This is a genomic window from Branchiibius hedensis, assembly GCF_900108585.1.
In the GTDB taxonomy this organism is placed as follows: domain Bacteria; phylum Actinomycetota; class Actinomycetes; order Actinomycetales; family Dermatophilaceae; genus Branchiibius; species Branchiibius hedensis.
The window spans coordinates 1,588,162-1,602,092 of the sequence record NZ_UESZ01000001.1 but is presented as its reverse complement, the minus strand read 5'-3'; the positions used below and the strand labels follow the sequence as shown (position 1 = coordinate 1,602,092).

At 65.8% G+C, this 13,931-nt stretch carries 11 protein-coding genes; 2 read left to right on the top strand and 9 right to left on the bottom strand.

What is annotated here, in order from left to right; all coding sequences use genetic code 11:
• Window positions 1-24: 24 nt before the first annotated feature.
• Genes DR843_RS07770 through DR843_RS07755 form a run of 4 tightly spaced genes read right to left on the bottom strand, consistent with a single transcriptional unit; the run spans window position 25 to window position 5,819 of the window.
• Window positions 25-1,419, bottom strand: coding sequence for an iron-containing alcohol dehydrogenase (locus DR843_RS07770; protein ID WP_109684841.1), 1,395 nt, complete (start codon window positions 1,417-1,419; stop codon window positions 25-27).
• A 36-nt stretch (window positions 1,420-1,455) separates the two neighbouring features.
• On the bottom strand, window positions 1,456-2,280 hold the full coding sequence (locus tag DR843_RS07765) for an HAD-IIA family hydrolase (RefSeq protein ID WP_109684840.1): 825 nt from the start codon (window positions 2,278-2,280) through the stop codon (window positions 1,456-1,458).
• Window positions 2,277-3,602, bottom strand: coding sequence for a dihydrolipoamide acetyltransferase family protein (locus DR843_RS07760; RefSeq protein ID WP_109684839.1), 1,326 nt, complete (start codon window positions 3,600-3,602; stop codon window positions 2,277-2,279). Before DR843_RS07760 ends, DR843_RS07765 begins: the two co-directional genes overlap by 4 nt.
• A gap of 36 nt (window positions 3,603-3,638) precedes the next feature.
• Window positions 3,639-5,819, bottom strand: coding sequence for an alpha-ketoacid dehydrogenase subunit alpha/beta (locus tag DR843_RS07755; protein ID WP_109684838.1), 2,181 nt, complete (start codon window positions 5,817-5,819; stop codon window positions 3,639-3,641).
• A 145-nt stretch (window positions 5,820-5,964) separates the two neighbouring features.
• On the opposite strand from DR843_RS07755, the gene DR843_RS07750 reads away from it, so the two are divergent.
• Window positions 5,965-6,744 carry a GntR family transcriptional regulator gene (locus DR843_RS07750; RefSeq protein ID WP_109684837.1) on the top strand — a complete coding sequence of 260 codons (780 nt, stop codon included), beginning with the start codon at window positions 5,965-5,967 and terminating at the stop codon, window positions 6,742-6,744.
• A 23-nt stretch (window positions 6,745-6,767) separates the two neighbouring features.
• On the opposite strand, the gene DR843_RS07745 is transcribed toward DR843_RS07750, so the two are convergent.
• The 5 genes from DR843_RS07745 to DR843_RS07725 all read right to left on the bottom strand — a co-directional run bounded on the left by DR843_RS07745 (window position 6,768) and on the right by DR843_RS07725 (window position 12,577).
• Window positions 6,768-7,559, bottom strand: a complete 792-nt coding sequence (locus tag DR843_RS07745) for an HAD-IA family hydrolase (RefSeq protein ID WP_109684836.1) — start codon at window positions 7,557-7,559, stop codon at window positions 6,768-6,770.
• Complete coding sequence (locus DR843_RS07740) at window positions 7,556-8,437, bottom strand: class II fructose-bisphosphate aldolase (protein ID WP_109684835.1); 882 nt, start codon at window positions 8,435-8,437, stop codon at window positions 7,556-7,558. Before DR843_RS07740 ends, DR843_RS07745 begins: the two co-directional genes overlap by 4 nt.
• Window positions 8,438-8,532: 95 nt before the next feature.
• A complete protein-coding gene (locus DR843_RS07735) occupies window positions 8,533-9,327 on the bottom strand; it encodes a triose-phosphate isomerase family protein (protein ID WP_109684834.1) in 795 nt (264 codons plus the stop codon).
• On the bottom strand, window positions 9,324-10,982 hold the full coding sequence (locus tag DR843_RS07730; RefSeq protein ID WP_109684833.1) for a glycerol-3-phosphate dehydrogenase/oxidase: 1,659 nt from the start codon (window positions 10,980-10,982) through the stop codon (window positions 9,324-9,326). Before DR843_RS07730 ends, DR843_RS07735 begins: the two co-directional genes overlap by 4 nt.
• Window positions 10,983-11,074: 92 nt before the next feature.
• Entirely contained in the window at window positions 11,075-12,577 is a 1,503-nt protein-coding gene (locus tag DR843_RS07725) for an FGGY family carbohydrate kinase (RefSeq protein ID WP_109684832.1), read from the bottom strand.
• Window positions 12,578-12,824: 247 nt separating this feature from the next.
• On the opposite strand from DR843_RS07725, the gene DR843_RS20015 reads away from it, so the two are divergent.
• A complete protein-coding gene (locus tag DR843_RS20015) occupies window positions 12,825-13,919 on the top strand; it encodes a DUF7973 family transport facilitator (protein WP_170119778.1) in 1,095 nt (364 codons plus the stop codon).
• Window positions 13,920-13,931: the final 12 nt, after the last annotated feature.

The window sequence follows — 13,931 nt, the reverse complement described above, 5'->3', positions numbered from 1 at the left end:
CGCGACGACGAGGTCTCATAACAGTCACAAACCGCCACCGGCAGCGGCAGCGCGCTCCAGGACGCGATCAATGACGGCGTCGTCCCACCGACCGGTGAAGTAGAGCACGTCAGTCAGTGTGAACCGGTCACGCATGAGCGGCAGCGTCCGTAGTACCCACCGCACTCGATCCTCATCGACCGGCGGCGTCAGGTCGCGGAACCGGGTCGGAGCGCCCCACCGCCGCAGCACGGCCACGACCTCCTCGGGCGTGCGAACCAACGAGCGCAGCGCAGTTTCGTATCGTGCCCAGTCCGACCAGACCCGGCGCAGGGCACCGGAGCTGCGATGCTGGTCCCAACTGGCGGCCTTTCGAAGAACCGCGGTCAAGCACTCCTGACCTACCCGTCCGCTCTCATCGACAACCGACCACGAGGACAGCACCGCCTGTTCCAGGCCAGGTGGTGTCCCACAGAGGTCGGGGGACACGGCCCCGAGGTCGAGCTCGTCCAGGCTCACCTCCCAGAGGGCTGCACTCAGCACACTGGCGACGCCGACCTGGGCACCGTGCAGATCATGGTCTGTACCCCTGGCCATCGCGGCCATGTCCAGCAAATGACTCACGAGGTGTTCGGTGCCCGACAGTGTTGCTGTCGTGCCCGTGACGCCGATCGCCAGGCCACCGAGGGTCAGTGTCTCCGCCAGCGCCGCAAGGCCGCTCGGGCTTTCGGGGTCGACGGCCTCGAGTCGAGCAGCAGCGGACAGCACCGCATCCACCGCGTCCGATCGGTAGGCCGCGGAATCCAATCCGGTGGCGCACGCCAGATACCAGTCGGCCGGCGCACACCACGCCGCTATAGCATCGCCGACACCGGCACGGGTCTGTCGGTGTGGCGCCCCCGCCAGGATGTCGTGGTCGATGATCAGCGTGTGCGGCCAGGTCGACGGTATGGTCCGCTTCGCCCCGGAACGCACCAACACCGACAACGAATCGGAGTAGCCGTTCACCGAGGCAGCGGTCTGTACGAGGATCACGGGTACGTCGAGCGTCGCGCCAAGCTGTTTGGCCAAGTCGCAGATGGTGCCCGAACCAACCCCCAGGACCAGGTCGACGCCGGCGGCCCGAGCGACGACCGATTCCACCACGGTTTCATCGAGCGTGAGGCCATGGTCACCGGTCTGTACGACCAGTTCCCGGATGTTTGGCCCAGCGGGTAGCGCGCGACGTACGCAGTCCAGCACGTCACCGCCAGCGAACGTCTTGGCGACATCGTCGGTCAGCAGCGCCACCCGCGTGAACGGGCCGGCGCTGTCGAGAATCGTCGCGAGGTCGTGCACGGCGCCGGGCCGCGCGAGAACATGCATCGGCACCTGAGCGCCCGGGATGTCGAGTGCATGGCGGGAGGGGACCTCATCGCCGGCAATGGTCGATCGGAACATGGTCGTGCCTCCTTCAGGCGGGGCCCCGCAGCTTCGTCAGCCGCAGATGGTTAGTAGCTCGTCGATCCGGTCGAGAACGACATCGGGCGGATCATCGGCACCGTTGCGCGCTAGTAGAGCTCGATCGGTCTCGCCGGTCAGAACCAGGGCCGACGTCATGCCGCCCCGGTTCGCAAAGCGAATGTCAGTGGCGAGGCGGTCTCCGAGCATCACGGTCGATTCGGGGTGCAACCCGGTGAGGCTGATCATGATGTCCAACAGTCCTTGCTCGGGCTTGCCGAACACCGCCTCGCATCGCACCTGGGCGCAGGCCTCGATCGCCGCGATCACCGACGCGGCATCCGGCTCACCGCGGCCACCGGGGAAGGGGCAAAAGCGGTCAGGATTGGTGGCGACCAGACGAGCGCGCTTGTGAAACCACAACGCGTCGAAGGCAATCTGCAGTTTCCGGTAGTCGAAGGCCCGATCGTACGAAGCGATGACGACGTCGATCTGCTCCGGGTCGTCGCTCAGTTCGACGCCGGCATCGGTCAGCGCAGACTCCAGCGGCGCCTCCCCGATCGCAAAGACCTTGGCACCCGCCGCGTTGTCCTGGACCCACCGCACCGTTGCCGTCAGGCTCGTCACGACATCGGCAGGGTCAGTGGGCACTCCCAGCCGGGTCAGCTTCTCGGCGTACTCCAACGCCGTCTTCGTGGGGTTGTTGCTACAGAAGACGGTGCGCTTGCCGGAAGCGCGCAGCGCATGGATCGTTCGCTGCGCGCCCGGCAGGAGCGCGTCGCCGAGGTAAACGGTGCCATCCAGGTCGAAGACGGCCGTATCGACTCGGTCCAGCAGTAGCCCGGGCGCCGACGCGGTCATACCAGGAGCAACATTGGTTGTTGGAGCAACTGCTTGAAGCGGGCGAGCCACTGCGCCCCGAGGGCGCCGTCCACCGGGCGGTGGTCCACCGAGAGGACGACGGACATCACCGTGCCGACCTCGAGTTGGCCGTCATCTGCGACAACCGGCTTCGGGACGGCGGCGCCCACGGCGAGGATGCCGGCGTGCGGCGGATTGATGATCGCATCGAATTCCTCGACGCCGTACATGCCCAGATTGCTGACGGTGAGAGTGCCACCTTCCAGTTCGGACTGGTTGAGGCGACCTTCGCCAGCACGGTTGGCTGCATCCCTGATCCGGGCGGAAAGCGTTGAGAGGGAGAGCGATCCGGCGTCAAGGATGACCGGCGTGACCAGACCGCGCTCGGAGGCCACTGCGACGGCGACGTCCGCCCGCGGTGCCTGCAGGATCGCGTCGTCGGTCCACACCACGTTCATGCCCGGCACATCGAGCAGGGCAATGGCGGCCGCTTTGACGATGAAGTCATTGACCGAGATTCGCTGGTCGCGACTGTCGTTGATCTCGGCCCGCAGTGCGAGCACAGCATCCATCCGCACGGACGCGCGAAGGTAGAAGTGCGGTGCCGTCTGCTTGGACTGTTGAAGGCGGCTGGCCACGAGGCGACGCAGCTTGGTGTGCGGCACCGCCTCCCACCCGTCGTACGCCGACGAAACCGTTTGCGGGCTTGGCGCCGGCTGGGTAAACGGTGCAGCTGATGGGGCAGCGGTTTCCGGAGCGCTGCCGGCGGCCGCGGCCGCCTCGACGTCGGCACGCACGATCCGACCCCGCGGTCCGCTGCCGTCGACCCGATCGATGTCGACGCCGAGCTCGCGAGCAACCCGTCGCGCAGATGGGCTCGAGAACCGCCGTCCGCCGACCCCGACCAGTTCGCGCTCCGGGACCTGCGGCGCAGCGGCCGGTGGCGCGGGAGGGGCAGGCGCCGCAGCGACCGGCTGGGCCGGCATTGCGGGCTCGGGCGGTGCAGGCACCGCGAGCTCCGCCGCAGACGTGGGCTCGCTACCGAGCGCCGCGACCAACTCCTCTGCGGCAGCGGCAGGTTCGCCCACCGCCAGGATCACCGCAATCGGGTCACCGACAGGCACGGTCGCGCCGCCGTCGACCAGCAGGGTGTGCACGATGCCGTCGCTGTCGGCGGACACCTCGACCAGCGCCTTCTCGGTCTCAACCGTTGCGATCGTCTGATCCTTGCTGATCTCAGCGCCCGCCTCTACCATCCACGATTCGAGGATCGCCTCATCGGAGTCGGCTGAGACCCCTGGCATCCGGAAGTAGCTAGCCATCTGTCAATTCCTTTGTCGTTGAGGTAGATACGCGGGTCAGGCGGTGACGCGCCGTAGGCCGACGACGATGTCCGCCTCGTCCGCGAGCGCGGCGGCTTCCAACACCTTGGAGATGCTGGGTGATGACTCGCTGCCGTGGACCCGTTCGATCGGGGCATCCAACCAGTCGAAGTAGCGCCGCTGGATCTCATCGGCCAACCAGCCGCCGTACGACGTCTGCAGGGACCCCTGCTCGACGATCAGAACACGGTTGGTCTTCTTGATGCTGGCCTCGATGGTGTCCCAGTCGATACTGGCCCGGTCCAGCCATCGCAAGTCGACGACCTCGGCATCGATGCCACTACTGTCTGCTGCGGCGACTGACTTGTTCACCATGGACAGGTAGGACAGCACCGTCACCGCGGCGCCTATCCGGCGAATGGCGGCCCGACCCGGCGGCAGGATGAAGTCGAAGTCCCGCAGCGGTGCAGGGCCGACGGACTTGTAGAGGTCGGCGTCGTGCTCGAGCACCGCCACTGGATCCTTCAGGGCCATCGCGGCGTTGAGGAGGCCGACGTACTCCAGAGGTGACGACGGGGCGATGATGCGCCAACCGACGGAGGTGGCCAGAATGCCCGCTGGGTCCATGGAGTGTTGGGAGCCGTAGCCGGTGCCGGTGCCAATTTTGATCCGCAGCAACAGGGGCATGTCGTGATCGCCGCCGAACATGTGGCGCGCCTTGCCGATCTGGTTGAACAACTGGTCGGCAGCCACCCAGATGAAGTCGGCGTACATCAGTTCCACCACCGGATAGAACCGGCCATCTAGGGCCAGTCCGCCGCCCAGTCCGGTGAACGCCGCCTCAGATATGGGCGTGCCCAGCACCCGGTCCTCGAACTTCTCGGCCAGCCCCTTGGTGGCACCACGCGAACCGCCACTGAGTTTATGGACGTCCTCACCCATCACGACGATGCTCGGATCGGCGTCCATGCGTCGCCCCATCACCTCGGCGATAACGTCGACGAACTTCTGGTCACCGACCTCATCGGCGCCGAAATCCTTCTCCTCGCGGACAGTCCGGCCCTCGAGGGTCGTCAGGTCGCCGCGGATGCCGACGTCGATGCGAGCAGGATCCGGCCATAGCTCGGGGCGGATGCGGTTCTGCCCGGGCTTGCCCTGTGGGTCCTGCTCGATCAGACCGGCTCCGATCGTGGCCAGCTCCGCGCGGATTGCGCTGCGGATGGCGCTCAACTCATCGATGGTTCGCAGATTGCGGCGGACCAGGTGCGACTCGACCAAGGCGATCGGATCTCTGTCCCGCCAGTGGGTTTCCTCGTCCTTGTCGCGGTAGCCGAAGGCGCTCCCAGGGAACGGGCCGTTCTGGTGGAAGTAGCGATAGGTGTCCGCCTCTACGATCGTTGGACCGCCGCCTGCTCGCATGTGCGCGACCGCCTGCTCCATGGCCAACTTCACCGCGAGCACGTCCTGGCCGTCGACGCGCCAGCTGGGGATACCGAAGCCAAGACCGCGACCGGAAAGGCGTGCCTCGCCCGTGGCTTCCTGCACCGTGGTGGACACCGCGTACTGGTTGTTCTCGATGAAGAAGCAGACGGGAAGGTTCCACGCGGCAGCGAGGTTGAACGACTCCAGTACTGAGCCGATGTTGACTGCACCGTCACCGAAGTAGGTGACTGCGACGTTGTCGGTATCGGCGTGCCTGTCGGCCCAGGCGAATCCGGTTGCAAAGGGGACAGCCCCGCCCACGATGGCGTTGGTGCCCATCGCACCGGCTTCCTTCCACTGCAGGTGCATCGAGCCGCCGCGACCATGGCAGTACCCGTCGGCGAGACCGGCGATCTCGGCCATCGAACGGTGGAGGACCTCGCGCACTGCTGCGCCCAGCGGCTGCGCCGGATCGATACCGTCGGGAGCGACGAACCCCAAAGCTTTTGCGAGGAATTGGTGGTGGCCTCGGTGTGAGCCGTTGACCTGGTCGCCGGCGTTCAGAGGTAGACCCGACCCCACGGCACCGGCCTCTTGTCCGATGCTCGAGTGCGCCGGACCATTGATCAGCTTCTGGCCGGCCAGGACGAGTACTTCCTCCTCGAACGACCGGATGATGTTGAGTTGGGCATACATGGTGTCCAGTTCGTGCGGCGTGGCTGCGTCCCAGTCCGCGGTGGTGGTGGCGAGCTCGACCCAGGGGGCCAGGGGGTTGAGCGGCGTGGTCTCGGGCATCGGGATTACCTTCCGGTGTTCGCGTGGTTCATCAGGAGTAGCGCATCGATTTCGATTGTGGGGAGGAGCGGGGACGGCCAAGTACACACAGGTACAGCGTGGGTGCAGCCAAGCAAGCGCTCAGCCTGGTACCGTCGGCGAGGCCATGACTTCTTCTGCCGCCAGTGAGCTGCCCACATCGGCCACGATCCCGACCGTGCTCGATCGCGACGGCGCGACGCCGATCTATATCCAACTCGCTCAGGTGCTGCGTGCGCGCATCGAGAACGGCGAATGGCAACCGGGGCAACGCATTCCGTCCGAGAACGAGCTCAACCGGATGTACGGGGTGAGCCGGATGACCGCACGACAGGTCCTGGCGCAACTGGTCAATGAGGACCTCCTCTTCCGGGTCCAGGGCAAGGGCACCTTCGTCGCGCACCGCAAGATCTCCACTCGCTCGCCCGCCTACATGGGCATCCGCGAACAGTTGGAGGGAATGGGCTACGCGGTCCAGACCAAGATCCTCAAAGAGGGCATCGTGCCGGCCGACGGTCGGGTTGCCGAGGCGCTGAGGCTGATGCCGGGGGAGGACGTCTACGAGATCCGCCGGATCCGGCTCCTGCCGGACGACGAGCCGATCAGCATCCACACGTCGTACGTTCCGGCGGCGCTGGCTCCCGGACTTGAGGCGGCGGACCTGACGAGTCGGCAGTTGTGTGTCGTGCTGGAGTCGGAGCATGGCCTGCGAATGGGTCACATCGACGAGACCCTCGAGTCCACGCTGCCCTCGCCGGCCGCCGCGTCCGAATTGGGCATCAAACGCAGCACACCGCTGTTGTTGCTGAGCCACCAGATCTCCGATCCGGGCGGGAAACTCTTCGAATACTCGCGAATCCTCTTCCGGGGCGACAAGATTCGGTTGCAGTTCCACTACGACCTCTGAGTTCGAGGTGGTCGCCAGGCTGGTCACTGGGGCCACGGCCGGTCGGCCTTGTCGAGAATCAACTGAAGCGATGGCACGGTCACTGTGCCGTCAACGTCGCGGACGTCCAGACCCGAGCGATACTGCGCTGGTGCGTCGGGTTCGCCGAGGTCGCTCACTACGGTGGCCGCGGCCGGGAAAGAATCGTCGGCTGTCAACGAGCTGATTGTGACGATGTGCCGCAGCCCGGCAGCTGCTGCGGCGCGGGCACCTGACTCCGAATCCTCAACAACCACAACCATTTCCGGATCCTGATCCAGGTCCGTGAGGGTGCGCAGATAGATGTCTGGTGCTGGCTTCTTGGCGGCGACAATGTCGCCAGCCCACACGCCAGCCAGTCGGGACCGGGTTCGTTCGCCGACGGTTGCTCTCAAGACAGCTTCCACGCTGCGTTCGGCCGAGGTTGAGGCGACCGCTACCCGCCAACCGTCATCAAGCGCACTCTCGATGAGGCGGCGCACCCCCGGGCGTCCAGGCAACCGGCCAGCCTCCACCAGCCTGACGTAAAGCAGGCTCTTGCGCCGGTGCAGATCGGCAACGGTCTCATCCAGGTCAGCCTCGGAGACGCCGGCCTCAGGGTGGGTCCGCAGGTAGTGGCGCATGCGTTCCTTGCCACCGCCGATCTTCACCAGGTCGGCGTACTGCGCCACGCCCCACTCGATGTTCAGGCCCGCTTCCGCGAATGCTTGGTTGAAAGCGACCAAGTGACCGTCGCGTTCGGTATCGGCCAGGACGCCGTCGCAGTCCAGGATGAGCGCGGGCGAACTGGTTGTCATGCGCCCACCCCGGCGAGCGCCTGGGCCTTACCCGCTGAACCGAAGTGTTCGAAGTGCTCGGTGACCGTCGCGGCGACCGCCGCGGAGATCTGGTCGAACATCTTGACCGGCTCCCATTTGCCAGTCTCCTCCGCAGTGGCGATGTGCGCCTGGGCGGCCTTCATGTAGGCCAATTTGACTGTCGTGGAGATGTTGATCTTTGCGATCCCGTTGGCGATGAAGCGGTCGAAGTCGGCCTGCGACAGGCCGGTGCCGCCGTGCAGCACGATCGGAAGGTCGGTCAGCTGTCCTAGCTCCAGGACCCGATCGAAGGCCAGCACCGGCGAGGCCTTGTACAGACCGTGCGCCGTACCCAGTTGGGGCGCCAACAGATCAACACCGGTGTCGGTTGCCACGTCGACGAGTTGTCTGTTGGTGTAACTGTGCAGTGCTTCATCGGAGCCGACGCCGTCTTCCACGCCGATGATGTTCTCGATCTCGCTCTCGACGCCGACTCCGGCGGCGTGCGCTTCTGCGACGACTTCCGCAGTCTCGCGCCAGGCCTGTTCCAGCGGTCGGTCGGATGCGTCGAAGAGTACCGAGGACCAGCCCGTGCCGATGACCTCGGTGATGACCGCGCGGTCGGGACAATGGTCGAGATGCAGGCTGACTGGCACCGTCGCGGCCTCAGCCGCGTGCCGGAACGCATCGAAAAGGGGCTGTGCTCCCGTCGCTTTCACGGTTTTGACCGAGGTCTGGATGATCACGGGGGACTGGGCGGCCTGCGCTGCCTTCAGCACGGCGCGGAGCGACATTTCGTCGACGATGTTGACCGCGGGAACCGCATAACCGTCGGCACGGGCGGTTGTCACGAGGTCGACAGTGTTGGCGATGGCCATGAGCGGTCCTAACGTCGGGAGACGGGTACGGTCGGAGCGGTCAATAGGACAGCCCGACCCGCGATCGTGCAGTTACCATACATGTATATACGACCCTAGACAACCAGTCGCTCGCGGATGTTCCATACCTCGGCAGCGACCTTGGCGAAGCTGTCGGGATCAACGCCGGCGCGGCCGAGAAAGACGCCGTCCGGCACTGCCTGCGCATCGCACTGGGCGGCCTCGGCGATGGCGGTGAAGGTCCCCGGCTGTGCGCTGCCGCCGTACAGGACCCGCACCGAATCACCCCGGGGCGCAAGCAGATTCCGTAAGGCTCGCACAACGGCCGCGATGTGCTCGGCTGGTGCGGGACGGTCCCGTCCAATCGCCCACGCGGGCTCGTAGGCCACCACCAATCCGCCCGGGCAATCCGTATTGCCAACCACGGCTTCGATCTGAGCGCTGACGGCCGCGATGGCGGATTCGCCTTCTATCGCCTCACCCACGACGACCACCGGGGCCATCCCTTCCTGGGCCGTCACTCTCACCTTGGTCGAGACCGTGTCGTCGGATTCGGCGAAGAGTCGTCGGCGTTCGGGGTGGCCGGCCATCACCATCCGCGTGCCCAGTTCAGCCAGTAACGGTGCGCTGACCTCTCCGGTGAAGGGACCTGGGGGATAGGCCGACACGTCCTGGGCTCCGACCACACCGCCGCCGGCGCCGAACCCGTCTCGCAACAGCGGGATCAACGCGGACGCGGGGCAGATGTAGGTGCTTGCCGGGTCCACGCCAGCGGCCTGCAACCGGGCCAGGACAATCGGGCCCCAGGACCGGGCCGCCTCAGCCCCGAGATACGACTTCGTGCTGGTGCCGATCAAGGTCCTCGGCAAGGGCGGAAACCGGGTGGTCATACCGGCACCGTGTCGCGTGCCGGCTCAAGGCCCCCGCGCAACCGCCGCTCGACGTACTCGCGATTCATCCGCACCTCGCGCTCGACTTGGGCGCAGTCCCACCCCATCAGCGGCGCGGCCACCTCGGCGACGTCGCGAGCCAGCGAGCATCCCAGGGCCGGTTCAAGGCCCACCATGGTGCGGCGGTGCAACAGATCCGTCAGGTGCGTAGCACCTTCGTCGTGGATCGCGACGTCGATCTCGGCGGTCAGCACGGCGTCCCGTCCCTCGCCGATCACACGGCCCGCCGCCGGGTCGCGCCGGATGAGGTCAATGAGGTGGCGGCACCGCCCGCCGTACACCTTGATCAGGCGGCGCACGACGATGTCCGGCACTCCCTGAGCGCGAAGCTCGTCGGCCAATTCCGTTGCGGTAGAGGCCCATTGATCAGTTGCGCCGGGGAGGCGCGTGCTGTCGGCGTGTGACGGCGGGGTCGATACGCCGAGGAGTTTTGCGACGACGTCCACCGTTTCGGTCCCAAGGGAGAGGTGCGGCGTCAACTTGCCGCCGACGATGCTGACCAGCCGCTCGACCTGCGGGTGGGTCACGATCAGATGTGATCGAGGGATGGCACCGGTCGAACCGTCGGGGCGGTACGGCAGCGGCCGCACGCCGGCGTACGTGAACAAGACACTCTCCCGGCGGAGGCCGGCGCCGGGGATCAGTGCGTTGGTTTCGCGGATCAGATAGTCAACGTCGTCTTCGTCGGCGGCCGCCGCCCCCGGGTCGCCGGTGAACCGCTCATCGGTTGTGCCGATGAGATAGCGGTCGTTCCACGGGATGACCAGGATCGCTCGATTGTCCGAGCGCGCCTCGTAGTAGATGCACTCGGCGGGCGCGCCGGGAAACGGGTCGACCACCAGGTGGGCGCCTTTGGTGCCGCCCACCATGCGTTCCAGCGACGCGGCACCGGCCAACTCATCCAGCCACGGCCCGGCCGCGTTCACCACCACGTCTGCGGTGAGGGTGTGTTCAGCGCCCGTGGTCAGATCGGTGTAGCGGACGCCGGTGGCGCGACCGGAGTCGCAGGTGATCTCCTCGACGGCGGCATACGTCTGAACGACCGCGCCGGATTCGACTGCGGACAGGACGGTTTCGAGGACCAGACGCTCGGCGTACTCCACCTGACCGTCGTAATAGTGCAGCCCACCGGTCAGCCCATCGGGGTCGAGGGAGGCCAACTCGACGGAGGCTGCCTTCTTTCCGATCGTTCGGTGGCGCGGCAACGACTTTCCGGACGACAGCGCGTCGTAGAGCACCATTCCAATCCGGAACATCCAACCGGGCTTGTGGTTGTGCCGGTAGATGGGTACGACGAACCCCAGTGGTTTGACCAGGTGCGGCGCGATGTGGAGGAGCCGCTCGCGATCGTGCAGAGACTCGTGCACGAGCCGCAACTCACCGTGCTCCAGGTAGCGCAGACCGCCGTGGATCAGTCGGCTCGACCAGGAGGAGGTGCCCGATCCAATATCCGCACGCTCCAGCACTACTACCGAAAGGCCCCGCAAGGCAGCCTCACGGGCGATCGCTGCGCCGTTGATGCCGGCGCCCACGATTGCCACGTCGTAGTGTCGCGCTGCGAGTTGTTCTGCGTCGGTTGCTCCGAGTACGGCCATTGCCCACCCTCACTTGTCTGATTGTGTGCCGATACCAGCACCGGGAGCCGGTGCTGGTATCGGTTCGTGCGCTGGTTGTCGGGTCATGTGGGTCAGGCGGACACCACCCGGTTGGTCCAACCGCGAGTCAGATCGCGCGCGGCGCGCCAGCCGTCGTACATCGCGTCGGCCTGGTCGCGGCTCATGGTCGGCTCGAAGCGGCGGTCGACCTGCCATTTGGAAGCGACCTCGTCGAGGTCGGCGAAGATTCCCGTGGATAGTCCGGACAACAGCATGGTTCCGAAAATCGTGGCCTCGGCGACCTTGGGGCGCACGACCGGGATGCCCAGGATGTCAGCGGTGAGCTGGCACAGAAAGTTGTTCTTCACCGCCCCGCCGTCCACGCGCAACTCGGCGATGTCCACGGCGCTGGTGCCCTGCATGGCGGCCTCGACCACGTCCCGGGTCTGATAGGTCATCGACTCCACTGCTGCGCGAATAATGTGCAGGCGGCTGGTCGCGTTGCTCATCCCGATGATGGCTGCCCGCGCGTACGGATCCCAATCTGGTGCCGACAGGCCGGTGAATGCCGGCACGAGGTAAACCCCGTCGGTGCTCGGGACCTGGCCCGCGTACCACTCAGAGTCGGGGGCAGCGTGAATGAGTTTCAGGTCGTCCCTCAGCCACTGCATGGTCTTGCCCATCGCGAAGAGGACCCCCTCGATCTCGTAGGCGACCTTGCCTTGCACGCCCCAGGCGACGCTCGGGGTCAGGCCGGGAATCAGTTGGGGTTTGTCTCCGCAGTTGATATTGAGCACACCGGCGGTGCCATAGGTCATCTTGGAAAGACCCGGCTCATAGGCGGCTTGGCCGAACAGGCCCGCCTGCTGATCGCCGAGGTTCGCGGCGATCGGGACCGCTGACCCGAAGGTCGCTGCGATGTCGCCGACGACCGCGTCGGACGGGACGATCTCGGCCAGCATCGTCTTGGGGATGTTGTAGATCGCCAGGAGATCGTCGTCCCAACGCAGGGTTTGCAGATCCATCATCATCGTGCGAGACGCGTTGGAGTAATCAGTGACGAATGACTGGCGCCCAGTGAGGTTCCAGATCAGCCAGGTGTCAACGGTGCCGGCGAGGAGCTCTCCGCGCTCTGCTCGCTCCTGCGCGCCCGGGACCGCGTCGAGGATGAAGCGGATCTTCGAGGCGGTGTAGTAGGCATCGGGAATTAGTCCGGTTCGGGACTGGATCAGATCGCCGTGACCGGCCTGCACCCACCGCTCGACCACCTCGACGGTCTGGCGGGAGGCCCACACGATCGCGTTGTGAATAGGCCGGCCGGTGTCCTTCTCCCAGACGATGCCGGTCTCGCGCTGGTTGGTCAGCGCCACCGCCGAGAGATCCGACGGGGCGAGGTTGGCATCGCGCAGGGCAGCGCGAATCACCTCCAGTTGGGTGTTCAGGATCTCCGTTGCGTCATGCTCGATCCAGCCCGGCTTGGGATAATGCTGGGTCAACTCCTGCTGGGCGAATCCGACAATCGTGCAGTCTTGGTCGATGACGAACGATCGTGCACTCGTGGTGCCTTCGTCGATTCCGAGGATGTACTTGGCCATGGTCTATCCGTCCTGAAGGTGAGATCGCCACGGGGGGCAGCGGGGGCAGAGCAGGCGACTCGAGGTGATTCGGGTCACGCGGAATGATCAGAAGGTAGACCGCTCGTACAAGTACGGTCAAGTACTTGTATAAACTTGTATAGCCAGCTAGTGTCCCGACCATCATTGAGAGCCAGGTCACAGTTCCGTGCTGTGTTTGGTGCTCACCAGGCAGTGCGAAAGCACAGCTCCCGGAAGGTCAACTGGAATGACATTCGATGCACTGATGCTCCTGCTCGCAGCAGGTGGGGGCTTCTTGGGCGCCGCGATCGGCGGCCTCAACGCGTTCATCTTCACCGGACTGGCGGTGTTGCTCGGTAACGCGATCATGATGGCGGGCGGCTCGGCCGGCTTCTTGAACACCGTGGCGTTCGGTCCATTTCTCGGCCCGCACGTTGCCTTCGTCGGCGGTGTCGCCGCCGTCGCGTACGCCGGGCGGAAAGCAGCCCGGGTAGCGGAAGAGGCCGCCGATCTCGCGGTCGCACCCGCCGCGGTAGCGGCGATGGCCGGCGCGGGCGCGGCCGACTTGGACCGACCCCGTGACGTGTCGGTCTTGGATCTGGAGAACGCTGGTCCAGCACCGGATGATGCTCCCGTCATCGGGGGTAAGGACATCGGCGTACCGCTGATCTCCTTGGAGCAGTGGGACGTTCTGCTCGTCGGTGTCATCGCGGGCATGCTCGGCTACTGCGTCAACCAGGTCGTCTCCGCGATCGGGTGGTTCGGTACCCACACGGACACCATCGCCTTCACCGTTGTCGTGATGGCCATTGCCACCCGATTGCTGTTCGGTCGGTCCGGGCTCTTCCCCAAGTCCGCTTCGCGGCCAGACGGGGCGAGCGGCTGGGGCCGTTTTGCACCGTACGATGAGGCTCGCTGGATCAAATACCACGAGCGCTTCCTGCCTGCCACCATGCTCGGGGCTTTCGTGGGTCTATTCGCCGCCGGGATCACGGTGTTGCTGTCCACTGCCTACCCGGGCCTGGGCGCTACCGCCAAGACGTTCGCCTTCGGGTTGTCCGCGTTGTCGCTGATCTTCCTGGGTCTCGGCGTGTCGTTCCCGGTGACGCACCACATCACGTTGCCCGCGGGTGTCGCAGCCGTCGCCTTCTTGCCAGTCGTGCACGGCAACCACACAGCGGCAATCCTCATCGGTGCCGCGGGTGGCGTTCTCGGTGCGTGGTTGGGTGAGCTGTTCGCACGGCTTTGGTACAACCAGGGTGACACCCACATCGATCCTCCGGCGGCCGCGATCTGGCCGGCGACGACGATCATCTTGGTGGCCGCGGCACTCTTCAGCTGACCAGCTGAATGT